At 73.3% G+C, this 22,156-nt stretch carries 18 protein-coding genes and 1 tRNA gene; 1 reads left to right on the top strand and 18 read right to left on the bottom strand.

Going from position 1 to position 22,156, the window contains the following annotated elements:
* Positions 1-15 precede the first annotated feature (15 nt).
* From AC0VX0_RS02465 to AC0VX0_RS02435, 7 genes are read right to left on the bottom strand one after another with little or no spacing between them, the layout of a single operon-like run.
* Complete coding sequence (locus tag AC0VX0_RS02465; protein WP_402638633.1) at positions 16-1,053, bottom strand: glycosyltransferase; 1,038 nt, start codon at positions 1,051-1,053, stop codon at positions 16-18.
* Complete coding sequence (locus AC0VX0_RS02460) at positions 1,050-2,186, bottom strand: glycosyltransferase (protein ID WP_402638631.1); 1,137 nt, start codon at positions 2,184-2,186, stop codon at positions 1,050-1,052. The genes AC0VX0_RS02465 and AC0VX0_RS02460 overlap by 4 nt, the downstream gene beginning before the upstream one ends.
* Entirely contained in the window at positions 2,177-4,420 is a 2,244-nt protein-coding gene (locus tag AC0VX0_RS02455) for an N-acetylneuraminate synthase family protein (protein WP_402638628.1), read from the bottom strand. The genes AC0VX0_RS02460 and AC0VX0_RS02455 overlap by 10 nt, the downstream gene beginning before the upstream one ends.
* The gene (locus AC0VX0_RS02450) at positions 4,417-5,208 is read right to left on the bottom strand and encodes an acylneuraminate cytidylyltransferase family protein (RefSeq protein ID WP_119217496.1); all 792 of its coding nucleotides are present in this window, start codon (positions 5,206-5,208) and stop codon (positions 4,417-4,419) included. The genes AC0VX0_RS02455 and AC0VX0_RS02450 overlap by 4 nt, the downstream gene beginning before the upstream one ends.
* Positions 5,205-6,326, bottom strand: a complete 1,122-nt coding sequence (locus AC0VX0_RS02445) for an RNA-binding protein (protein ID WP_155933558.1) — start codon at positions 6,324-6,326, stop codon at positions 5,205-5,207. The genes AC0VX0_RS02450 and AC0VX0_RS02445 overlap by 4 nt, the downstream gene beginning before the upstream one ends.
* The gene (locus tag AC0VX0_RS02440) at positions 6,323-7,384 is read right to left on the bottom strand and encodes a CgeB family protein (RefSeq protein ID WP_207476428.1); all 1,062 of its coding nucleotides are present in this window, start codon (positions 7,382-7,384) and stop codon (positions 6,323-6,325) included. Before AC0VX0_RS02440 ends, AC0VX0_RS02445 begins: the two co-directional genes overlap by 4 nt.
* The gene (locus AC0VX0_RS02435) at positions 7,381-8,304 is read right to left on the bottom strand and encodes a glycosyltransferase family 2 protein (protein WP_207476430.1); all 924 of its coding nucleotides are present in this window, start codon (positions 8,302-8,304) and stop codon (positions 7,381-7,383) included. Before AC0VX0_RS02435 ends, AC0VX0_RS02440 begins: the two co-directional genes overlap by 4 nt.
* Before the next feature lie 199 nt (positions 8,305-8,503).
* Here AC0VX0_RS02435 and AC0VX0_RS02430 point away from each other — a divergent pair, with 199 nt between their 5' ends.
* Positions 8,504-9,598 carry a PqqD family peptide modification chaperone gene (locus AC0VX0_RS02430; RefSeq protein WP_207476432.1) on the top strand — a complete coding sequence of 365 codons (1,095 nt, stop codon included), beginning with the start codon at positions 8,504-8,506 and terminating at the stop codon, positions 9,596-9,598.
* 54 nt (positions 9,599-9,652) lie between these two features.
* Here AC0VX0_RS02430 and lepB read toward each other — a convergent pair whose 3' ends face one another.
* The 11 genes from lepB to AC0VX0_RS02375 all read right to left on the bottom strand — a co-directional run bounded on the left by lepB (position 9,653) and on the right by AC0VX0_RS02375 (position 22,148).
* A complete protein-coding gene (lepB, locus tag AC0VX0_RS02425; RefSeq protein WP_475451828.1) occupies positions 9,653-10,405 on the bottom strand; it encodes a signal peptidase I in 753 nt (250 codons plus the stop codon).
* A 2-nt stretch (positions 10,406-10,407) separates the two neighbouring features.
* Positions 10,408-11,388, bottom strand: coding sequence for a ribose-phosphate diphosphokinase (locus tag AC0VX0_RS02420; RefSeq protein ID WP_020627447.1), 981 nt, complete (start codon positions 11,386-11,388; stop codon positions 10,408-10,410).
* 111 nt (positions 11,389-11,499) lie between these two features.
* Entirely contained in the window at positions 11,500-12,528 is a 1,029-nt protein-coding gene (locus AC0VX0_RS02415) for a nucleotidyl transferase AbiEii/AbiGii toxin family protein (RefSeq protein ID WP_225348330.1), read from the bottom strand.
* The gene (locus AC0VX0_RS02410; protein WP_020627445.1) at positions 12,515-13,084 is read right to left on the bottom strand and encodes a type IV toxin-antitoxin system AbiEi family antitoxin domain-containing protein; all 570 of its coding nucleotides are present in this window, start codon (positions 13,082-13,084) and stop codon (positions 12,515-12,517) included. The genes AC0VX0_RS02415 and AC0VX0_RS02410 overlap by 14 nt, the downstream gene beginning before the upstream one ends.
* Positions 13,085-13,169: 85 nt before the next feature.
* The gene (gene glmU / locus AC0VX0_RS02405; protein WP_336574943.1) at positions 13,170-14,663 is read right to left on the bottom strand and encodes a bifunctional UDP-N-acetylglucosamine diphosphorylase/glucosamine-1-phosphate N-acetyltransferase GlmU; all 1,494 of its coding nucleotides are present in this window, start codon (positions 14,661-14,663) and stop codon (positions 13,170-13,172) included.
* Between the two features lie 37 nt (positions 14,664-14,700).
* Positions 14,701-14,772: transfer RNA gene (locus AC0VX0_RS02400), tRNA-Gln, on the bottom strand.
* Positions 14,773-14,836: 64 nt separating this feature from the next.
* On the bottom strand, positions 14,837-16,330 hold the full coding sequence (locus tag AC0VX0_RS02395) for a sugar transferase (protein WP_095695414.1): 1,494 nt from the start codon (positions 16,328-16,330) through the stop codon (positions 14,837-14,839).
* A gap of 141 nt (positions 16,331-16,471) precedes the next feature.
* Complete coding sequence (locus tag AC0VX0_RS02390) at positions 16,472-18,313, bottom strand: ABC-F family ATP-binding cassette domain-containing protein (protein ID WP_159227972.1); 1,842 nt, start codon at positions 18,311-18,313, stop codon at positions 16,472-16,474.
* A 65-nt stretch (positions 18,314-18,378) separates the two neighbouring features.
* Positions 18,379-19,347, bottom strand: coding sequence for a 4-(cytidine 5'-diphospho)-2-C-methyl-D-erythritol kinase (locus AC0VX0_RS02385; protein WP_036317411.1), 969 nt, complete (start codon positions 19,345-19,347; stop codon positions 18,379-18,381).
* Positions 19,344-20,267 (bottom strand): 16S rRNA (adenine(1518)-N(6)/adenine(1519)-N(6))-dimethyltransferase RsmA, encoded by a 924-nt coding sequence (gene rsmA, locus AC0VX0_RS02380; RefSeq protein WP_063189806.1) that lies wholly within the window; start codon positions 20,265-20,267, stop codon positions 19,344-19,346. Before rsmA ends, AC0VX0_RS02385 begins: the two co-directional genes overlap by 4 nt.
* A gap of 60 nt (positions 20,268-20,327) precedes the next feature.
* A complete protein-coding gene (locus AC0VX0_RS02375) occupies positions 20,328-22,148 on the bottom strand; it encodes an ABC transporter ATP-binding protein (protein ID WP_233490701.1) in 1,821 nt (606 codons plus the stop codon).
* Positions 22,149-22,156 lie beyond the last annotated feature (8 nt).

Genomic DNA, 22,156 nt, shown 5'->3' with positions numbered 1-22,156 from the left:
AGTCCTCCGCGGGGATCATAGGGACAGGTCATTCAGGAGCTCGGCGACGGCGGCGCGGCCGGCCTCGGGAGAGAACAGCGACTCCCAGCGGCGCCGCTGGGAGTGGGCCACCGCCCCCAGATCGATCGCTCGTACCGCCCGCAAGCAATTCGCGAGTGCGGCGGCGTCGCGCTGCGGAACAACGAAGGGGTGATCGCTGCCGACCACCTCGGGAACGGCCCCCGCATCGGAAGCCACCACCGGAACGCCCGCCGCCATCGCCTCGGCCGTCACCAGGCCGAAGACCTCGGCCCACTGCGACGGCACGGCCAGCACGTCCACGGAGGCCAAGAACTCGCCGGTGTCCTGCCAACCGAGCACCTGGACGTCCTCGCCGGCGGCTTTCAAGGCGCCGGCGAGCCGCTCGGCTTCGTCCTCCGCCACGAACCGGCTCTCCCCCGCGACGCGGAACACGAAAGCACCCGGGTCGGTCTTCCGCAGCAGCGCGGCGGCCTCCAGCAGGGTGACGATGCCCTTGTCCTCGGACAGCCGGCCGAGGAAGCCCACGGTCAGCGGCTCATCGGCATCGCGGGCCCGCCCTGCCTGCGGCGTCGTCGGGGCCGGAACCCAGTTGTGGAGCACGCGGGCCCCGCGGATGCGGTCCGCCGCGAATCGGGAGGGCGCGAGGACCGCGAGCGCGCCGGGACGCGCCAGGGCGGAGAACACGCGCAGAAGCGGCTTCTCGGGCACCTGGTGCAGGTGCACGATCCGGCGCGGCCGGCCGGCCAGCGCCGTCGCCGGCAGCAGCCCGTTGCACCACACGACGTCGTCCTTGCCTCGGCCGCGGTCCCAGGCCCGGAGAGTACGCATGTACCCCAGTCGTCCGGGCCCACCCACGCGGACCACGTCGAAGCCGTCCGCGGCCAGGCGATCGGCGGTCTCGGCCGGGTGCGCCGGGGCCACGACGCCCACATCCCGCCCCAGCTCGCGCAGGGCCGTGGCGAGATGGTGCAACATCACCTCGCCGCCGCCCACCTCGCCCTGGTTCGCCAGGATCCAGATGCGGCCGGTCATCCCGAGGTCTCCCCCACCCGGCGCCCGAGCACCTCGAGGGTCGCCTCGGCGGTCGCCCGGGCCATGGTCTCTACATCGTCCACGCGCACCTCGCCCGGGCCGTCGGCCGCGGCACGCATGACGGCGTCAGCGATGGCCGCCGGCGTGGTCTCGTGGGCCAGGCGCTCGGGCGGCAGGATCTCTCCGTTGCCGCCCACGTCCGTGGCGACGGCGGGCAGGCCGGCGGCCGCGGCGTCGAGCAGGGTGTAGCTGAGGTTCTCCCACGCGGAGAGCTGCACCAGCACGTCGTGCTCGGCCATAGTGCCCCACGGCTCCATGAAGCCGGGAAGGTGGACCGCATCCGCGACGCCGAGGTCCTCGGCCTGAGCGCGCAGCGCAGCCGCGAGCGGCCCGGTGCCGGCCAGCGTCACCCGCGTCCCGGGGTCGCGCTCCAGCAGGGCGGGCAGCGCGGCGATCAACCGATCCAGGTTCTTCTCGGGGGCCAGCCGGGACAGGGAGAGGATCCGCAGCCCCTCGCCCGGTGCGCGCCGCTGCCCCGCGGCCGCGGCCCGGACTGCGGGCAGGTCCACGCCATTGCGCACCACGCTGAGGGGCGCCCCCGCGCCCCACTTGCGCTGGAGCACGTCCGCGGTGGACTGCGCCACGGCGATCACGAGGTCCGTGCCGCGCAGCCGGGCGCGGTGCGCGGCGTTCTTCACCCGGGCCGCGGCCGCACGGTTGTACAGCCCGTCGTCCGGGGCGATTCCGTGCTCGGTGCTGAGCAGCGCCGGTGCACCGGGCCGCCGCAGGGCCCGCTCCGTGCCCAGCGCCGTGAAGGCCGCGAGGTCGGCGTAGGCCAGGTGCGTGTGGACCGCGGCCGGGCGCAGGGTGCGCACCGCCGTCCGGAGCGTGCGCACCGAGGCGGTCAGGCCGGCGTCGGGACCGACGTCCCCGGTGAACACCGCCGCACCCTGCTCGCGCAGTCGCTCGGCGAGCGGTCCCTCGGGGCAGAGCACCGCCAGGCGCAGACCGGGCAGTCCCACGCGCGCGACGTCGAGGACGTGCCGGGCCACGCCGCCGAGGTCGGCGACGGGCACCACCCAGAGCGTCAGCGGGGCCGGGGCGGTCGTCACCGCCTCGGGGATCACAGCCACTGCTCCAGGCGGTCCAGGGCCGTCCAGAAGCCCTCGCCGTTGTTGATGTGGCCCTGCCAGATCTCCGGGATGAAGCTCACCCCGGGGGCCAGGCGGTCCAGCTGCTCGCACAGCACGGGCCAGTCGACGTCGCCCTCGCCGATCTGCGGCCCCTCCCCGTCCACACCGGTGGCGTCCACGAGGTGCAGGTGGATGGTGTGCGGGGCCAGCTTCTCCACCATCTCCGAGAAGGGGATCCCCAGGAACGTGGCCGAGAGCTTGGAGTGGGAGATGTCCAGGCACAGCGGCACCCCCGTGGCCTCCACGAACGCCACGGTGTCGTCCGGGTCCATGAAGAGGTTGTGGTACTGCTGTCCGCCCATCAGCCACGGGAACGGCGGCAGCGTCTGCGCGGCGATCCGGATGCCGGAGGTGTCCAGGCGCTTCACCGCCTCGGCGATGCGCTCGTACTTCGGCAGCCGCTCCTCCGGGCGGATGTGCCGGTCCAGGGTGAACCCGCCCATGGTGATGACCATGATGGGCTCCTCCTCGTTCGGGAACCAGCGCTTCAGGTCCCGGGTGATGTCGATCGTGCGCTGCACCTCGGCGATCGAGCGCTCCCACACGGCGTCGTCGTCGCTGGCCAGATCCACGAGGAAGTCACCGGAGAAGATGTCCGGCAGGTGCGTGGTGAAGCCCATCGGCATGGGCTCGCTGAACACCGAGTCGATGTCGATCTCGAGGTCCTTGTAGGAGAAGTGGAACTCCAGGAAGTCCGGGGTGCAGTCCTTCGTCAGCGCCTCGACGTCGTGGTAGCGCACCGGCAGGCCCCAGGGGCGCCGGAACTGGAACTGGCGCCCGGTGGGCACCGTGTCGGTGAGGTCGCCGGCGAAGAAGAAGTCGCCCTCGGCCATCTCGCGGTGCAGCGTGCGGCCGACCAGACGCGGCAGCTCGTTGGGCTGCAGGCCGCGGCCCGGGGACTTCACGGTCACGTCGTCGGCGGTGATCGTGACGCCGGCCTGCAGCGGACGGGCCGCCACCAGGGACTTGGCCAGGTTGATGCGGTTCATCGCCTCGCCCGTGGAGACCACGCGCTCGGTCCCGACGCCGATCGACTCCTCGATGTCCCGGGTCTGCCGGACCAGCTGCGCGAACTCCTCCGGCAGCAGGGAGACCTTGTGGTCGTTGCCCTCGAGCCCCCGGTCCACGGTGAAGTGCTTCTCGATGATCGCGGCGCCCCGGGCCACCGCGGCCAGCGCCACGTGGAAGCCGCGCTCGTGGCCCGAGTAGCCCACCGGCGTCTGCGCGATCTCCGCGAGCCGGTCCAGGTAGGCCAGGTTCACGTCCTTGTAGGGGGCGGGGTACGTGGACTGGGCGTGCAGCATCGCGAAGGGGACGCCGGAGGAGCGCACCAGGGCCGCCGCCTCGCGGATCTCCTCCTCCCGGGACATGCCGGTGGAGAGCACCATCGGCAGGCCGGAGGCGGCCGCGTCCCGCAGCAGACCGTGGTTCGTCAGGTCCGCCGAGGCGATCTTCACGCCGTCCACCGGGTACTCGCGCAGCACCCGCATGGACGGGGCGTCCCACGGGGTGCACATCAGGGCGACGCCGGCGTCCCGGACGTGGTCGAACACCCGCACCATGTCCTCGGCGGAGAGCGAGAACTTGGCCAGCTCGTCCAGGGTGCGCTGCGCCCCCAGGTCCTCGCCGGCGGTGGCCGCACCGGACTGCCGGTACAGGGCGTCCATGTCCCGCAGCTGGAACTTCACGGCGTCCGCGCCCGCCTCGACGGCCAGGTCCACGAGACGGCGGGCCAGGTCCACATCGCCCTGGTGGTTGTTGCCGATCTCCGCGATCAGGAACGCCGGGTGGCCCTCCCCGATCCGGTGCCCGCCGATCCGCAGCTCCGCCTCCCGGTTGATCGCCAGGGCCGTCAGGCGGCCGCGCTCGTCCAGCAGCGGCAGGTGCAGCGCCCCGGCGGGCAGGGCCTCGCGCATCTCGGCCGGGGAGGCGCCCACGGGCGCCGTCGCCGGGTTGCGATGGGCGACGTCGGCCGCGGCCACGTCCAGCGACGCCTCCGGATGCGCCACGAGCCAGCGGCGCACGTACCCGTCCGTCAGGGAGCCGACGAGGAAGCCGTGGGAGTCCACCACGAACACGGTGCGCTCGCGGTTGTCGGTCATCTTCTGCAGGGCGGCCAGGAGCGAGTCCTCGGGGAAGACGAGGTAGGGGGTGAGCCTGCGTTCGATGATCACTGCGCGCCTCCGGGGGTGCGGTTCGGGCCGGTGGTGGGGGTCTCGGCGGTGCGCGGGGCACCGAGGTCGGAGCGGTGCCGGAGCACCTTGTGGACCGCCAGGTACTGGTCCATCTGCTGCTCGGCCAGGGCGAAGTCCAGCTCGGTGTCGATGTCCACGCCCTCGAGGTCGTCGAGCTCCAGCAGGCCGATCCGGCCGCCGAGCCGGTTGTGCAGCCGGTCATAGACCCAGGGGCGCGTCACGTAGAGGGACCCGTTCTCGCGGAACCGCAGGTCGGCGCGCGACATGTCCTGCCGGCGCTTGCGCGCCGTGACATCGAAGTCCGGGATCGGCTCCCCGTCGGGGTCCTCGGCGTGGCGCCACAGGAACGGGGACACCGGGACGACGCCGACCAGCGAGTCCACCCCCGTGTCCCGGAACTGCCGCACGGCGCGGTCCAGGGTGCCGGGCAGGCGCAGCGGGCTGGTGGCCTGGAGCAGCATCACGCCCTCGGGCTCGACACCGGCCGCGCGCTCGGCCGCGAGCACGTGCTCGATCACGGGCTCGGTGGGGGTCGAGTCCTGGGCCAGGTGGGCCGGACGCAGGCCCGGCACGTCCGCGCCGTAGCGGAGGGCGACCTCGGCGATCTCGGCCGAGTCCGTGGAGACCACCACGTGCAGGTCCTCCTCCGCCTCGAGGGCGGCCTGGATGGTCCAGGCGACGAGCGGGTGGCCGCCCAGGAGGCGGATGTTCTTGCCGGGCAGCCCCCGGGACCCGCCGCGCACGGGGATGACGCACAGGATGCTCACGCGGTCTCCTTCCAGACGTGTTCGGCGATCGCGGCCGCGGGGTCCGCGGTCGGCGAGGCCAGGGGCGGGGTGGGCTCCGGGGTGCGGCCGGGCCGCCACCGGGTCATGCCATAGCGCTGCCAGAACCCCTCGAGCCAGGCGGGCGGCTCCGGGTGGACGGCCCACGCGGGCCTGCCGGCCTGCGCGGCCTCGAGGATCCCGGTGGAGAAGACGGCGGCCACGGGCCCGCGGGTGGCGACGAGGGGCGCCCCGGCGTCGTCGATCCGCACGCCGGCCCTGCGCCAGGCCGCGTGCTGGCCGCGGGAGAGACGGTCCCGCTCGGCCGGGTGGGGGCGGTAGGCGGCGCCGGTGGCCCGCACGTACTGTTCGGCGGCCGCGGCGAAGTCCCGGCGGGGCAGCTCGGCGCCGTGCAGCTGGCCGAGGAACACCCCGGGGCCGTCGTCTCCGGCGCCCGAGAGCGCGGGCGCGGTCCGGCGGGCCTGCTCGAGCAGCGCCGATCCCACCGGGACGGCCTCCACATCGGCGCGGCCCTGGGTCCACCAGTCCGCGTCCGCGCTCGTGAAGGCGTACAGGGTGGCGTCCTGCGGGACGGGCGGCGTGGACACGGCCAGCAGCCCGTGCTGGACGACGCCGATCCGCGCCCCCCGCTGCCGGGCCCAGCGCACGGCGGCGCGGCCCGAGGGCAGGTACTCCCCCGCCACCAGGACGCGGCGGAGCCCGGACAGGCGATCCGTCACGACGTCGGCGGTGGCGGCGTGCTCCCGGTGGCCCACGGCCCCGGGCAGGGCGGGTGCGTCTCCGGCGGGCAGCACCCAGCCGACCCCGGCGGCGGCCTCCGGCCGCGCGGTGGCCAGGGCGGCCACGGGCGAGGCCAGCGCGGCCAGCTGCGTGGGGCCGAAGGACTCCAGGGCGACGAGCGTGTGCACGTCCCCCGCCGGCAGGAGCAGGCGGGGGGCGTCGTCGCCGGTGGACCGGCGGCGTGTCAGGGCGCCGGCCACGCCGCGCACGGTCGAGCGCGCGGTGTCCGCGGCCCGCCGGGTCAGCGGCCACTGGGCGCGCTGCCACGCGTGCCAGCGCGGCAGGTCCTCGGAGCGCCAGAAGAGGGGCGCGTCGGTCATGCCCACCACCCCTGGGCCATGGCCGCCCGGTGCGCGAACGTGTGCTCCTCGTGCGACCGGCGGCGGCCGGCCTCCCGGATGCGCGCTCCCCAGGCGGGATCCGCGACGACCCGGCGGCCCAGCTCGATGAGGTGGTCCGCGTCCTCGAAGACGAGCACCTCCTCGTCCGGGACGTAGAACTCGGCCACGTCGGCCCGATCGACCAGCTGGAGACCGCCCATGCCGGGCACCTCGAAGGTCCGCATCGCGTGGCCGGCCTGCAGGCCGTGGATGTTGATGGCGCCCGCGGCGGCCGCCTGCACGGCGTACGCCTCCTCGAGGGGGATGTCCCGTTCGGCCGGCAGGTCCGGCCGGGCCAGCTCCCACGTGCGCAGGCGGTCCACCGGATGGTGGCTCCACTGCCGCCCGTAGGCGCGCACCGGCACCCCGGCCGCGGCCAGGCGAGTGAGCAGCTCCACGCGGTTCGGGTAGCGCGAGCCCACGAAGACCAGTTCGTCGCGCCGCGGCACCTGGGGCAGCGCCATCGCCGGATCGAAGCCGTTGGGCATGTAGTGGGCGTCCACGCCCTCGCCGGCCAGCAGCTCGGCCTCGGAGCGGGCGTAGCTGAGCACCGGCCCGACGGAGCGCAGGAAATCCATCGTGTAGTCGTGCCGCGCGAGGTCGTCGTACAGCCAGAGCATGCGGGGCAGGCCCGCATCGAGGATCTCGGACCAGAAGGCCTCACCGAGCGAATCGCCCTTGATCACGAGCACGCGGTCCGGCCGGGCCTGGCGCAGCGCGGCCACAGCCCGCCCCGTGTCCCAGGCGACCCGCGCGGTCGTGCGGTCCACACCCGCCTTCTGCGGCAGCTCGAGCAGCCCCTTGTTCCGCAGCTTCATGCCGAGCGTGGCGTAGGCGTCGTAGCAGTGCACCGTGACGTCGAAGCCCTGGGCCGCCCACGCCGCCGCGATGGAGCGGTGGTAGCCGTGGAACGCCGGCGAGACGAGGAACAGCCGTTCCGGTGAGCGGCCGCCCCGCGCGTCGGGCGGCGCGGGCACGGTGTAGCCGGTGGCGCTCATCGGCGCTGCCCCTTCCAGACCAGCGCGTGCTCGTCCCGGAGCACGGCGCGGGCGTCCACGTCCACACCCCGGGCCTGCCGGAGCGCGTTCACGGCGAAGTTCGCCCCGGTGGCCGCGGTGAGCGCGGCCTTGAGGGCCCGGGGGTGACCGAACTTCCGGGCGTAGCGGTACCGGGAGTCCACCAGCCAGCCGCGCCGGCGCAGCGGGTCCGAGGAGCCGTGCAGCCCGTGCGGCACACGGACGGCCGGGACCACGATCGACGGCACGCCGCGCTCGCGCAGGCGGCGCTGCAGGTCGACCTCCTCGGAATTCATGAAGTACTCCTCGTCGAACCCGCCGACGGCGCGGACCTGCGCCATCGGCAGGAGCAGCACGGCGCCCATCACCCAGTCGACCGCCACGGGCGAGGCGGACCGGGCCGCCGCGACGTCGTGCCCCACGGCCTCGTGGAGCACGTCCAGGTGACGGAAGCGGGCCAGCGGAGTCAGCCACTCGACGGTCTGGTGCAGGACCGTGGGGAAGTGCCGGCCGGACCACTGCGGCGTGCCGTCCTCGTTGACGACCTGCGGGCTGACCACGGCCGGCTGATACGGGGCGGCTGCCACCACCAGCGCGTCGATCTGCGCCCCCGTGATCTCGGCGTCCGAGTTGAGGACCAGGGCCAGCTCGGTGGTGACCGCGGCCAGGCCGGTGTTCACGTTCGCCCCGAAGCCGCCGTTGCGCTCGCGGCGCACCACGGTCAGACGCGGATCGTGCGCCTCGGGGTACGGGGTGGGCGAGGCGTCGTCCGAGACCACGACGGCGGCCAGCGCGTCCCCGGGATCGGTCAGCAGGCGGTCGACGAGGGCGAGGGTGGGGGCCGGATCGCCGTAGTGCGGGATCACCACGGTCACGGCCGCCGTGGTCGACTGCGCTGCCATGCGGGCTCCTCCCTCAGCTCGGATGAAGAGCGCGCCCAGCGCCCGAGAACCTGTGTCGAGTATAGGGAGGCTCTGGCGAAGACCCGTGCAGGCCGGCGGGCAGCCCCGCGGCCGTCGGCACGGTGCTCAGTACACTGACCGGACGGCCACGGGATGGAAAGGGTGAGCCATGCCCGGCGCCCAGGGGGAGGACGAAGCCATGAGCGAGACCACCGCGTTGCGCATCGGCACCGGTCTCGATGCCGTGACGGTGAGCGGCCTCACGGGAGACGAGCGGGCGGAGGTGATCGAGTCCTGGGCCCGATGCGGTGTGGAGGCCGTGGAGTCGCCCGCCGACGCAGATGCGCACCGCGGCGCCGGCACCGCGCGTCCGTGGCTCCAGTGGCACGAGGACCTGGTGTTCCTGGCGACTTCACGGGCGATCGAGTCCGCCCGCGGCACCCACCTGATGTTCCATGCGGCGTGCCTCGCCGCACCGGACACCGGGGCGGCGATCGTCCTGGTGGCGGCGTCCGGGACGGGCAAGACGACGGCCACGCGCCGGCTGGGACCCCATTTCGCCTACCTCACCGACGAGACGGCCATCATCGCCCCGGACGGTCTGGCCGTCACCCCGTACCCCAAGCCGCTGTCCGTGCTGGGGTCGCAGGGCGCGCGGCCGAAGGCCCAGCGCGGCCCGGACGACCTCGGTCTCGGCCCGACCCGTTCCGACGCCCGGCTGGCCAGGATCGCCGTGCTGGACCGCGTGCGGGATCCGGAGGGCTCGGTGCCGCCGCGGGCGGAGCCCATGGAGCTCGTGGCCGCGCTCGGGGCGCTCGTGCCCCAGACGTCCTCCCTCGCCCGACTCCCCCGGGGCCTCGTGACGCTCTGCCGCGTCCTCGACGCGGTCGGCGGCGCCCAACGCCTGGTCTACGCCGAAGCGGAGGACCTGCGGGGCGTCGTCGACGGCCTGCTGGCGGCCCCGCCCACGCCCGTCACCCCCGCCTGGGAGGCGCTCACCGAGGAAGAGCTGCAGGCCTCGGTCGGGGCGGCGGGCCCGGGCGCGGTGGCCCGCTGCGCCGTCGACGACGGCATCCTGACCGACAGCGGCCGCCTGGTCCTGCTCGTCTCCGAACGGCTGGTCGTGCTCGACGGTGTGGGCCCGACCGTCTGGCTCCTGCTGGACGAGCCGCGGACGGCCGCCGACGTGGTGGCCCATCTCCGCGCCGAAGGGCCCGTGCCCGAGGACGCCGAGGCCCGGGTGCGGGAGGCGATGGACGCCCTGATCGCCGTGCAGCTGGCCGCGGCCGGCTGAGTCGGCACGGCCCGGAGGCGGCCGGCGCCCAGGGCGCCCCGCCCCCTCAGGAGATCAGTGCCCGCCCCAGTGCGTGGGCGGCCACACCGTCACGAAGACCTCGCCCACGATGTCCTCGCGGGTGACGAAGCGCGCGCAGTCCCCGGCCTGGTCGGCGGGGATGCCGCGGCACGCGATCACGGAGTCGGCCGAGTTCGAGCGGTGGTCGCCGAGCACGAGCATCGAGTCCTCCGGCACGGTGACCGGCCCGAAGCAGCGCGCGGACATCACCTCGGACTCGCAGTCCAGCTCGTCCCGGATGAACGGCAGATCGTTGTGGATGTATGGCTCGTCCACGGGCTCCCCGTCCACCGTCACCGCGCCCTCGGCGGTGCAGCACTCCACGGTCTGCCCCGCGGTGCCGATCACGCGCTTGACCAACGCCTGCTCGTGCGAGCGGCCGATGCCGGTGACGTCGCCGAACGTGCGGACGGCGTTCTCCACGGCCCCCTCCGACGACGCGGGGGGCGCCCAGTCCTCGTTCGCCGTGAAGACCACCACGTCCTGGGAGTCGGCCATCCCGTCCGGGTAGGCGGTGCGGTTGACCAGCATGCGGTCCCCCACCTCGAGGGTGTTCTCCATCGAGCCGGACGGCACCGAGTACACCTTCACCCACAGAGCCTGCACCACGGCGACGACCGCGATGGCGACCACCACGTTCAGCAGTAGGGAGGCCCAGAACGGCAGGCGCGGACGGCGAGGCTCCGGCGCGGCGCCCGCCTCGCCGTCGACGTCGTCCCCGTGGGCCGGCTCGACGCGCTCGGCCATGGTCAGGCGACGCCGTCGAAGAGGCTGGTGACCGAGCCGTCCTCGAAGACCTCGCGGATCGCGCGGGCGATCAGCGGGGCGATCGAGAGCACCGTGAGGGTCTCGAAGCGCTTCTCCTCCGGGATGGGCAGGGTGTTGGTCACCACGACCTCACGGGCGCCGCACTCGCCGAGACGCTGGGCGGCCGGGTCCGAGAACACCGCGTGCGTGGCGGCGATGATGACGTCCTTCGCGCCGGCATCCTTGAGGATCTGCACGGCGCCGGCGATGGTGCCGCCGGTGTCGATCATGTCGTCGATCAGCACGCAGACGCGGCCCTCGACGTCCCCGACCACGGTCTTGGACTCGGCCTTGTTCGGAACGGTGAGGTCCCGGCTCTTGTGCACGAAGCCCAGCGGCACGCCGCCCAGGCGGTCCGCCCACTGCTCCGCCACGCGCACGCGACCGGTGTCCGGGGAGACCACCGTGACCTCCTCGCCCTCCACGCTGGAGCGGATGTGGTCCGCCAGCAGCGGGATGGCGAACAGGTGGTCCACCGGGCCGTCGAAGAAGCCCTGGATCTGGGCGGTGTGCAGGTCCACGCTCATCACGCGGGAGGCGCCGGCGGTCTTGTACAGGTCCGCCACGAGGCGGGCCGAGATCGGCTCGCGGCCGCGGCCCTTCTTGTCCTGGCGGGCGTACGGGTAGAACGGCGAGACCACCGTGATGCGGCGGGCGGAGGCGCGCTTCATGGAGTCCACCATGATCAGCTGCTCCATGAGGTGGTTGTTCAGCGGCGCCGGGTGCGACTGGATGATGAACACGTCCTTGCCGCGCACCGACTCGCCCGAGCGCACGTAGATCTCGCCGTTGGCGAAGTCGTAGGCGCTCATGGGGAGCAGCTCGGTGCCCAGCTCCTCGGCGATCTCCTGCGCGAGCTCGGGGTGGGCACGGCCCGTGGCCAGCACCAGTCGCTTGTCCTCGCTGCGGCTCAGCTCCGTCATGACGTCCTCAACATCCTTCGTGGTCTCGCGTTTCAGGACCGACGGCGTCCGGCGTCGGTGTCGGCCGCCCGGGGCGGCCCGGTCCTCGCACCCATCCTAGGGCGCGCGGGGTCAGCCCTGAGCGCCGGAGCCCTCGGCGCCGGCGGCCCGCGCGATCCTTGTGATCAACGACTCCAGCCAATCCGCCGCGTCGGACACGCGCGGCTGCAGGAGCCTGGCCTGTCCCTCCGCACCCACTCGTGTCTCCTCCAGCGCATCCAGGTACCCCTGCTCGAGAGTCCGGACGTGAGCGACCGGAGGCGGCCACTCATGCGGTGTGTGTCCTGCCGCAGTCCGGCCGGGTGACCGAAACATGAAAGTACGGCTGACGAGATCTGCGAGCAACGGGATGTCGACACCACCCTCGGCCTCCGCCCCATGCCAGAGCAACTGGATGTCCACGAGATCGTGGCCTCGCGTCTGATGTGGATCCGTGACGGCATGGATCTTCTGTGCGAGCTGCTGCTCGACAGCCATCACGGCCACAGACCGCGGTGTTCCACATCCCAACGCGGTGACCGCCTCCGCGACCTGGGGTGCCACGACCTCGACTGGCTGCGCCAGCGTGCTGCCCTCGAATTCGTCGCGCCCGATCTCGATCGGGACCGACACCCAACTTGTCCTCGCGGAGAGAAAATGCAGGGTCACCTTCGCTCGTGACAGGACGTAGGGATCGGGCACTCCGAGAGGCTCCGCAGGATCGTCCTCATGCACCGTGCCGAAGAAGGCCACCCGGGTCGCAGCCGGGTCGGCCTTGAGTTCTCTCTTGCTCCCGGGCGCGGCCCCCCATCCCCGGTCGACGAACCCGGTCAAGTCCTTCAGCGCCTGCTGGGGATCGCGAGCCAGTAGATCGAGATCCCGGGTCGCCCGCGTCCCGGTGGCTCCATGTCGGAGTCGAACGCCATTTCCACCCTTGACTACGACGCCTTCCGGCAACATCTGCGCCACGATCACTGCTCCCAGCAACCGGCGCGCCCGGTCCACCGGAACGCCCATCGCGTCAGCGATCGCCTCCAGTCGACGGTTGAGTTGGCCTTCGCTCCTGGGCGCACCTCGAGCTCCCAGATCGCCCAGGCCCACGACCACGTCATCGACCGCCACGATGTCCACCGTTCTGCCGCGCCTCCAGGTCCTTCTTCAAGCTCCTCGCCTCGCCCACCGTGAGCAGCCCGCGCGCGCGGGCCTCCTCGATCGCAGCGGCGACGCGCTCGAGAGGGATGCGGTCGAGTGCCTCACGAAGGGCTTGGTTGATCGTGAGGCCTCGCACGCCGCCGTGAAAGGTGAGGTCCTCGTCGCCCGGCGGGGGACGGCGTCGTGTCACTCGTACATGCGCGCGCGGCGAGCCGCGGTACCGCCTCGTCACGCCCACCCGTACGACGGAGGGATCGACCAGGGCGAGGTCGTACAGTGACAGCACTGCGTCCCAGTCCAGGAATGCATCTTCACCGCCCGTGGCCACGGCCTCCGCCGCGTCCGTGAACCGGTCGCGGGGAACCTGGCGATGGAGGTACACCCCGTGGGCCAGCCTCCGCAGAACGCCGCGCTGGGCGAGCTTGCGGACCTCGACGGCGGGCACGCCCGCCTCCTCCGCTTCCGTAGTGGTGATGACCCCGTGGTTCCCCGCAGCCACGTCCCACAGATCGTCACGATACGTCACGGGATCACCACCTCATCTCTGGTGTCACAACCGTACCGGAATCGGTACGGTTGTGACACGCCGACCTCTTGTCGGGCGCGCGGGGTCAGCCCTGAGCGCCGGAGCCCTCCGCGCCGGCGGCCCGCGCGGCCTCGGCCGAGGAGGTGCCCGGGCGCTTGGCCGGCACCCAGCCCTCGAGGGTGCGCTGGCTCACGGCGTTCAGCGCCAGGGCCCCGGCGGGCACGTCCTCGCGGACCACGGCGCCCGCGCCGGTGTAGGCGCCGTCGCCCACCGAGACCGGGGCCGTGAACACGGTGTTGGAGCCGGTGCGCACGTGCGCGCCGATCACCGTGCGGTGCTTGTTGACGCCGTCGTAGTTGGCGGTGATGTTGCCGCAGCCGATGTTGGTGTACTCGCCGATCTCGGCGTCCCCGGCGTAGCCCAGGTGGGAGAGCTTGGCGCCGCGGCCCACGGTCACGTTCTTGGTCTCGTAGAACGCGCCGATCTTGCCGTCCTCCCCCAGCACCGTGCCCGGGCGCAGGTAGGTGAACGGGCCGACGGTCGCGCCCGCGCCGATCACGGCCTCCGTGGCGTCGGTGCGCTTCACCACGGCGCCCTCCCCCACCTGCGTGTCCGTGAGGGTGGAGTCCGGGCCGACGACGGCGCCCGTGGCCACCGACGTCGCCCCATGCAGCTGGGTGCCGGGCTTGAGCGTGACGTCCGAGGCGAGGGAGACGGTGACGTCCACCCACGTGGAGGACGGGTCGACGACCGTGACACCCTCCTTCATCCAGCCGCGCAGCACGCGGTCGTTGAGCTGGCGGCCCAGGTCGGAGAGCTGGCGGCGGTCGTTGGCGCCCTCGACCTCCCACACGTCGTCCGTGCCCACCGAGGCGACGCGGCCGCCCTCGGCGCGGGCCATGCCGAGCACGTCCGTGAGGTACTTCTCACCCTGCACGTTGTCCGTGGAGACCTCCGGCAGGGTGCGGCGCAGCAAGGCGGCGTCGAAGGCGTAGATGCCGGAGTTGACCTCGCGGATCGCCACGAAGGAGTCGTCCCCCGTGGACTCGGCGTGGGCGAGGGCGTCCTTGTGCTCCATGATCCGCTCCACGAGGCCCTCGGCGTCGCGGACGATGCGGCCGTAGCCCGTGGCGTCCTCGAGGGTGGCGGTGAGCACGGTGACGGCGTTGCCGTCCGCCTCATGGTCCGCGACGAGGCGGGCGAGCGTCTCCGGGGTCAGCAGCGGGACGTCGCCGTAGGTCACCACGACGGTGCCCTCGAGGTCCGCGGGCAGGGCGGCCAGGCCCAGCTCGACGGCGCGGCCGGTGCCCGGCACGTCGTCCTGGTCGGCGATCGCCAGCGCGTCGATGCCCAGCTGGGCCGCCACCGTCTCGAGGTGCTCGGCCACGCGGGCCCGCTCGTGCCGGACCACGGCCACGAGGTGCTCCGGCGCGAGCGACCAGGCCGCCGCGAGCGCGTGGCCCACGAGGGAGCGCCCCCCGATCGCATGCATGATCTTCGGCGTCGTCGACTTCATGCGGGTGCCCTGGCCCGCGGCCAGGACGATCACGGCGGAGGGACGGGCGGACGGCTGGGACATGGGGGCTCCTGCACCGGTGGGGGTCAGCGGACGGGGGTTCCGCCCCTAGGATTCGAACCTAGACCGCACGGCTCCAAAGGCCGGCGTGCTGCCATTACACCAGGGCGGAGCGCCGGACCCCAGGGGGCGGCGACGACGGCCCATTCTTCCACACGGGTCGCGCGGATCCGGGGTCAATAGGCGCCGTCGGCGGCGATCACGGCCTTGACGGTCCGCCCCAGGATCACGAGGTCGCCCAGGATGGACCAGTTCTCCACGTAGTAGAGGTCCAGGCGGACCGCCTCCTCCCACGGGAGGTCGGACCGGCCGGAGACCTGCCACAGCCCCGTGATGCCGGGCTGCACCAGGAAGCGGCGGTGCACGTACTGCTCGTAGGCCTCGACCTCGTGCGGCAGGTGGGGCCGCGGGCCCACGAGGGACATGTCCCCCCGCAGCACGTTCACGAGCTGGGGCAGCTCGTCGATGCTGGTGCGGCGGATGAGCTTGCCGACCCGGGTGATGCGCGGGTCGTCCTTCATCTTGAACAGCACGTCCGCATCCCCGCCGTCCGAGACGAGCCGCTGCCGGATCTCCTCGGCATCCACCACCATGGAACGGAACTTGAGCATGGTGAACGGCCTGCCGCCGAGACCGATGCGCTCCTGCCGGAACAGCACCGGCCCGCCGTCCGTGGCCTTGACCGCGATCGCAACGGCGACCAGCAGCGGCGAGATGGCGATCAGGCCCAGACCCGACGCGACGACGTCGAACGCCCGCTTGGCGAACGCCTTGCCCTCGGAGAGGCGCGGGGTGGAGAGGTGGATGAGCGGCAGACCCGCGAGGGGCTGCGTGTGGAGGCGGGGTCCGGCGACGTCCACGAGGGCGGGTGCCATGATCAGGGAGACGCCGCGCTCCTGCAGCTCCCAGCCCAGTCGGCGGACGTCCGAGGGGACGAACGGGTGGCCCGAGGTGATCACCACGGCTTCGACGTCGCGCTCCTCCACGTGGGCGACCACGTCCTCCACGGTGTCCAGGTCCGTGGAGACCGGTATCGGGAGGTAGTCCTCCTGCCGGGTCTTGTATCCGGGGAGGGCCGCCGCCACGGGGGCGTAGCCGGCGCCGGCCTCGGAGTCGAGGGCCTCGAAGATGTGCCGGACGGCCTTCGGGCCGCCGACGAGCAGGAGCCGCCGCCGGAACCTGCCGCGGTGTCGCTGCCGCGCCACCCACCCGCGCACGAGGAACCGGCCCAGCAGGAGCAGGAGCACGCCCAGCGGCAGAGCCAGGCCCACGTAGCCGCGCGCCACTTCGAGACCTGCCGCATAGGCGAGGATCGCGACGGTGCCGAAGAGGTACAGGGTGGCCTGCAGGACCCGCTTGTACTCCTCGGTGCCCACCCCCAGGATCCGGATGTCCCGGGAGCCTTGGATGGTCAGCGCGAGCACCCAGGCCGCGCTCAGCGCGAGGCTGATGACGCTGTAGTCGACGAGTGCGGCGCCCGGGAGGGTGGTGCGCCGCGGTCCGCCGAAGCGGAGCTGGGCCGACACGAAGGTGGCGAGCAGGACCGCGACCACGTCCACGACCAGGACGAGTCGTGGAAGGCCTCGCTCCCAGGGCCGGCCCAGGACACGACCGCGGGCGGTCGAGCCCATGCGAAGCGTGGTCGACTCGTCACCGGGGCTCGCGAACACGCTCTGCTCCTCCGTCCTGACGCGGGGGGATGGTCCACGTCATGTGGGCCGGGCATGGTGCCGTGCCCCGGCCCCCGATTATAGGACGGAAACAGTCGCCGGCTGTGCGACCTGCCGCACTCTCCTGTGCGCGCCCGCCCGTCAGTCCCCTTCGGCGAGTTCAGCAGCCTGCAGCCACTCCTCCTCCAGGACGTCCAGCTGCGCGTCGAGGTCCTTCAGGTCGGCGGAGGCCGCGGTGAGGGCGTCGAAGTCCTGCGCCTGCCCCAGCTCGGCCATCCGCGCCTCGAGGCCGGACCTCCGGTCCCGGAGCCGGGTCATCTGCTTCTCGAGCCGGGCCATCTCCTTGCGGGCCAGCCGACGCTCCGCCTCGGTGGGCCCGGTGTCCTCCTCCGGCCCGCCCATGCCCGCGCACGTCCCGACGACGTCGTTGCGGCCCCGAGCTGCGCCGGCTCCCCGGGCCGGGCCGCCGGCGTCGTCCATCGCGGCGCGCAGCTCGAGGTACTGGTCCACCCCGCCGGGCAGGCCGCGGACCTTGCCGTCCCCGAGCAGGGCGACCTGGTGGTCGGTGACGCGCTCGAGCAGGTAACGGTCATGGGAGACCACCACCAGGGTCCCCGGCCACCCGTCCAGCACGTCCTCGACGGCGGCCAGGGTGTCCGTGTCCAGGTCGTTGGTCGGCTCGTCGAGCATGAGGACGTTGGGCTCACCCACGAGCAGGCGCAGCAGCTGCAGGCGCCGGCGCTCGCCACCCGAGAGCTCGGAGACCTGAGTCCACTGCCGGGAGGTGCCGAAGCCGAGCATCTCGAGCAGCTGGCCGGAGGACATCTCGCGGTCACCGACCTGGAAGGACGAGCCTTCGCGGGCCATGACTTCGGCGACGCGCAGGTGGGCGACGTCGTCGAGCTCCTTCACGTCCTGGGTGAGGGTGGCCGAGACCACCGTCTTGCCGCGCTTCACCCGCCCCGAGTCCGGAGCGATGCGGCCGTCGAGCAGGCGCAGCAGGGTCGACTTGCCCGCACCGTTGACGCCGACCACGCCGAGCCGCTCGCCGGGCGCCAGGCGCAGGGTGACGTCGTCGAGGATCGGCTTCTCCCCCAGCGTCAGGCTCACGTGCTCGAGGTCGAGGACGTCCTTGCCGAGCCGGGCCGTGGCCATCTTCGCCAGGGACACCGAGTCGCGCGGGGCGGGGACGTCCTGGATGATGGCGTTGGCCGCCTCGATGCGGAACTTCGGCTTGGACGTGCGCGCCGGGGCGCCACGGCGCAGCCAGGCGAGCTCCTTCTTCACGAGCTGCTGACGCTTCTGCTCCGTCACCGCCGCCTGCCGGGAGCGCTCCGCGCGCGCGAGCACCCACGCCGCGTAGCCGCCGTCGAACGGGTCCACCGTGGCGTCGTGCACCTCCCACGTGCGCGTGCAGACCTCGTCGAGGAACCACCGGTCGTGGGTGACCACCACGAGGCCGCCGTCGGTGGGGCGCCAGCGCTGCTTCAGGTGGCGGGCGAGCCACGCGACGCCCTCGACGTCCAGGTGGTTGGTGGGCTCGTCGAGGAAGAGGACGTCGTCGTCCCCGGCGAGCAGACGGGCCAGGGCGACGCGCCGGCGCTGGCCGCCGGAGAGGCCCCGCACGGGCTGGTCGAGGTCGAAGCCGTCGAGGAGACCGCCCAGGACGTCCCGGGCCTTGGGGTCCGAGGCCCACACGTGGTCGTCCACGTCCCCGACCACGGCCTGACGCACGGTGTGCTCCGGGTCGAGCCGGTCCTGCTGGTCCAGCACGCCCACGCGGACGCCGCCGCGGCGGGTGACGCGGCCCGTGTCGGGTTCCTGGAGGCCGGCGAGGATGCGCATGAGGGTGGACTTGCCGTCGCCGTTGCGGCCCACGAGTCCGATCCGGTCCCCCTCATCCACGCCGAGGGAGAGGCCCTCGAGGACGGTGCGGGTTCCGAAGGCGATGCCGATGTTCTCGGCGCCGAGCAGGTGGGCCATGGAGGAGGTGGTCCTTTCCGGACGGAGGAGGGGTGGTCGGGTGCGGCGGGGTGCGCCGCCGGGTGTCAGAGCACGTGGGCGCCGGGCACGGGGCCGTGGACGGGGAGGGCGCGCACGCCCGTGCGCTCCTCGATGGCCGAGGCCAGCCGCAGCGCGGAGGCCTCATCCTGCGCCACGAAGAGCAGGGTGGGGCCGGAGCCGGAGACCATGCCGCGCAGCGCGCCCTCGTCCATACCGAGGTCGAGGACGTCCGAGAGCTCGGGGAACAGGACGACGGCCGGGGTCTGCAGGTCGTTGTCCATGGCGGTGGCGAGTTCGAGCGGGTCCGCCGCGGTGAGGGCCCGCAGGACGGCCTCGTTCACCTCCGGGCGCGTCGGCCCGTCGGGCAGGTGGCCCTCCCGGCGCAGCTCGTCCAGGGTCTGGAACACCACGGGGGTGGACAGCCCGGCGTCCGCCGGGACGAGGACGAGGTGCACCGGGGTGCGGGCCGCGACGGGGGTCAGCTCCGCCCCGGTCCCGAGCCCGACGGCGGCGCCGCCCAGCACGCTGAAGGGCACGTCCGCGCCCAGCGGGGCGGCCAGCTCGGCGAGCTCGGCGCGGGTGTGCCCGGTCTCCCACAGGGCGCTGCACGCGAGCAGCGCGGCGGCCGCGTCGGCGGAGCCGCCGCCCATGCCGCCCGCGACCGGGACCTGCTTGGCGACCTCGAGGTGGACGCCGTGGGTGTCAGGATCGAGCCCGAGGGTGCGCCGCAGGTGCGCGGCGGCGCGGTGCGCGAGGTTGCGCTCGTCCCAGGGCACGTCCTGGGTGTCCACCAGACTGATGTGGCGGCCCGACGGGCCGACGGTGATCCTCCCGTCCGTGCGCGCGATCGCCGTGACGGTCTCCCGCAGGCTGACGGCCAGGTACACGGTGGCCACGGGGTGGTAGCCGTCCGCGCCGGGGGGTCCCACCCGCAGGGACAGGTTCACCTTGCCGGGGGCGCTGACCGTGACGTGCCGGGCCGTGGGGTCGAGGCCGAGGTCCTCCGTCGTCATGCAACCACCTCCTCCGCCGCACGCCGCGGGCCGTGCTCGGCGATCCGCGCGAAGGCCGCGATGTCCAGGGCCTCGCCGCGGGCACGCGGGTCCACGCCGGCGGCCACCAGTGCGTCCTCCGCCGCCTGCGGCGACCCCGCCCAGGAGGCGAGCGCGGCGCGCAGGGTCTTGCGGCGCTGGGCGAAGGCCGCGTCCACCACGGCGAAGACCTCCCGGCGGGACGCGCCGCCCGCCGGCGGCTCGCGCCGGGTGAAGGCGACCAGCCCGGAGTGGATGCGCGGAGCCGGCCAGAACACCTGGGTGCCGATGGTGCCCGCCTTGCGCACGTCCGCGTACCACGCCGCCTTGGCGGACGGGACGCCATAGACCTTGGATCCGGGCCCGGCCGCGAGACGGTCCGCGACCTCCTCCTGCACCATCACCAGGCCGTGCCGCAGCCCCGGCAGGACCGCGAGCGCGTGCAGCAGCACGGGCACGGCCACGTTGTAGGGCAGGTTCGCCACGAGCGCGGTGGGGCCGCCGGCGGCGGCAGCGGGCCGGACCTCGGCCAGGGCCTGCTCGCTCAGCGTCATGGCGTCCGCGTGCAGCACGGCGAGGGCGTCCTCGGCCCCGGGGCGGAACTCGGCGGCGGTGCGCGGCAGGCGGGCGGCGGTGACCGGGTCGATCTCGACGGCGGTGACGGCGGCGGCCGCGTCCAGCAGGCCGAGGGTGAGCGAGCCCAGTCCGGGGCCGATCTCCAGCACGTGCTCGTCCGCGGTCACGTCCGCGGCCTGCACGATGCGCCGGATCGTGTTCGGGTCGATCACGAAGTTCTGGCCCCACTGCTTAGTGGGACGCAGGTCCAGCTCGGCGGCGATGCGCCGCACGTCCGCGGCGCTCAGCAGCGGGGCGGGGGCGGGGTGCGGGGAGGGCTGGACCATGCCCGCGAGTCTATCGGGGCGCCGGACGGGGTAGCCGGGACGCAGCGGCGCGGGGTCCGCTCAGGTGGAGAGGTCACCGAGCCGGACGAGCTCGCGGAACTCGGGGCTCGTCTCCTGCAGCCCGGCGAACGTGCCCTGGCCGATGATCCGCCCCTGGTCCATCAGCACGATCTGATCGCAGCGCTTGACCGTGGAGAGACGGTGGGCGACCACGATGACCGTGATCCGGCCGCGCAGCGACTCGATCACCTCGGTCACCCGGCGTTCCGTGAGGTTGTCGAGGGCCGACGTCGCCTCGTCGAGCACGAGGAGGCGGGGGCGCCGGAAGAGCGCGCGCGCGATGCCCAGGCGCTGGCGCTGGCCGCCGGAGACGCCCACGGCCCCTTCGCCGATCACGGTGTCCAGGCCGTCGGGGAGCTCGTCCAGCCACTGGCCCAGCTGGGCTTCGCGCAGCACGCGCTCCACCTCGGCCCGGTCCGCCGTCTGGGCGGCCTCGACGTCCAGGAGCACGTTGTGCAGCACCGTTCCGTTGACCACGGTGACGGACTGCGGGACGAACGCCACGTTGTCCCACCACCCCCGCGGGTTGGCCTCGAGCTCCACCCCGTCCACGTAGACCCCACCGCGCTGGGCGTGGTGGAAGCCGATGACCAGGTCCACCAGGGTGGTCTTGCCGGCACCGCTGCCGCCCACGAAGGCGTACGAGGACCCGAAGGGGATGCGCAGGTCGATGTCGCGCAGGACCGGTTCGGCCTTGCCGGGGTAGGTGAAGGACGCGTCCCGCACCTCGATGGCCTCCTCGAACGTGACGCGCTCGTAGGGCCGGTCCGCCGCGTGCAGGACCGGCTGCGCGGCGGCGAGCTCCGCCGTCGTGCGCTCGAAGGCCGGCCAGGACGTGCGGATCTCGTTGGTGGTGGCCATGAGCGCCGCCATGGACGGCAGCACGCGGAAGCCGGCCATCGCGAGCAGGGCGAGCGAGCCGAACGCCTCCCCGCCGCGGCCCTGGATGAAGGCCACGGCCACGAGCGCCGCGATGGCGGCCACGAAGGCGACCTCGAGCACGTAGCGCGGCATCATCGTGAGGATCATCTTGAGCCGCGTGGCTTCGGCGCTCTCCATGCGGGCCGCGCGGTACTCCTCCATGAAGGCCGAGTCGTTGCCGCGGATCTTCACGTCCTTGTAGTTCTCCAGGCCCTGCAGCGCCGCCGTGTTGGCCCGCTCCCCCGCGGTCACCAGGGTCCAGCCCAAGCGGGAGGCCGGGCGGCGGATCACGGTCTTGATCACCCAGGCGACGGCGAGGAAGTACAGGGCCATCCCGAGCCCCGTCAGCGGCATGGCGACGCCCACCACGACCGCCACCGCGACGAGCGTCACGGCCTCCGTGAGGAACGTGACAGACGCGTTCACCACGCCCGTGTAGGCCATGCTGGAGGTGCCGGTGACGTTGTTGACCAGGGTGCCGACCGTGCGCGTCAGGTGCAGGCCGTAGTCGGCCCGCAGGTAGTAGCGCAGCAGCGTGGCGGACGTGCGGATGAGGTTCTGGTTGGTGAACCCCATGGTCCACCAGCGGAACGCGAGCACCAGGATCGCCTTGAGCAGGAAGGCCAGCACGATCACGACGGCGAAGGCCACCGTCTGCTCCGGCACCGTCACGGCCCCGAACCGGGCCAGCAGCCCTTCGAGCGCCGGGGAGTCCAGCTCACCCGAGGTCAGCAGGCTGACCAGCGGGAGGATCGAGGCGAGCGCCACCATCTCGAGGCCGGCCACGAGGACGGACCCGAGGACCACGAACACGAGGCGGATCCGCATGGGGCGGTCCACCAGGTACTGCGTTCCCTCGGGCAGCCGGGCTTTGAGGAGTCGGGTCAGCACGTCGTCCATCCTAGGGG

It is taken from the genome of Micrococcus sp. iso_26 (assembly GCF_056172975.1).
Note: the sequence above shows the minus strand (reverse complement) of the source record. Positions and strands in the feature narration are given on the sequence as shown.

Coding starts and splice junctions, on each gene's coding strand:
- AC0VX0_RS02390 (WP_159227972.1), bottom strand. CDS start 18,313: ATGGCCCACCTGCTCGGCGCCGAGAACATCGGCATCGCCTTCGGAACC.
- AC0VX0_RS02445 (WP_155933558.1), bottom strand. CDS start 6,326: ATGACCGACGCGCCCCTCTTCTGGCGCTCCGAGGACCTGCCGCGCTGG.
- AC0VX0_RS02375 (WP_233490701.1), bottom strand. CDS start 22,148: ATGGACGACGTGCTGACCCGACTCCTCAAAGCCCGGCTGCCCGAGGGA.
- AC0VX0_RS02435 (WP_207476430.1), bottom strand. CDS start 8,304: ATGGCAGCGCAGTCGACCACGGCGGCCGTGACCGTGGTGATCCCGCAC.
- lepB (WP_475451828.1), bottom strand. CDS start 10,405: ATGGCCGAGCGCGTCGAGCCGGCCCACGGGGACGACGTCGACGGCGAG.
- AC0VX0_RS02465 (WP_402638633.1), bottom strand. CDS start 1,053: ATGACCGGCCGCATCTGGATCCTGGCGAACCAGGGCGAGGTGGGCGGC.
- AC0VX0_RS02385 (WP_036317411.1), bottom strand. CDS start 19,347: ATGACGACGGAGGACCTCGGCCTCGACCCCACGGCCCGGCACGTCACG.
- AC0VX0_RS02430 (WP_207476432.1), top strand. CDS start 8,504: ATGAGCGAGACCACCGCGTTGCGCATCGGCACCGGTCTCGATGCCGTG.
- AC0VX0_RS02440 (WP_207476428.1), bottom strand. CDS start 7,384: ATGAGCGCCACCGGCTACACCGTGCCCGCGCCGCCCGACGCGCGGGGC.
- glmU (WP_336574943.1), bottom strand. CDS start 14,663: ATGTCCCAGCCGTCCGCCCGTCCCTCCGCCGTGATCGTCCTGGCCGCG.
- rsmA (WP_063189806.1), bottom strand. CDS start 20,267: ATGGTCCAGCCCTCCCCGCACCCCGCCCCCGCCCCGCTGCTGAGCGCC.
- AC0VX0_RS02420 (WP_020627447.1), bottom strand. CDS start 11,388: ATGACGGAGCTGAGCCGCAGCGAGGACAAGCGACTGGTGCTGGCCACG.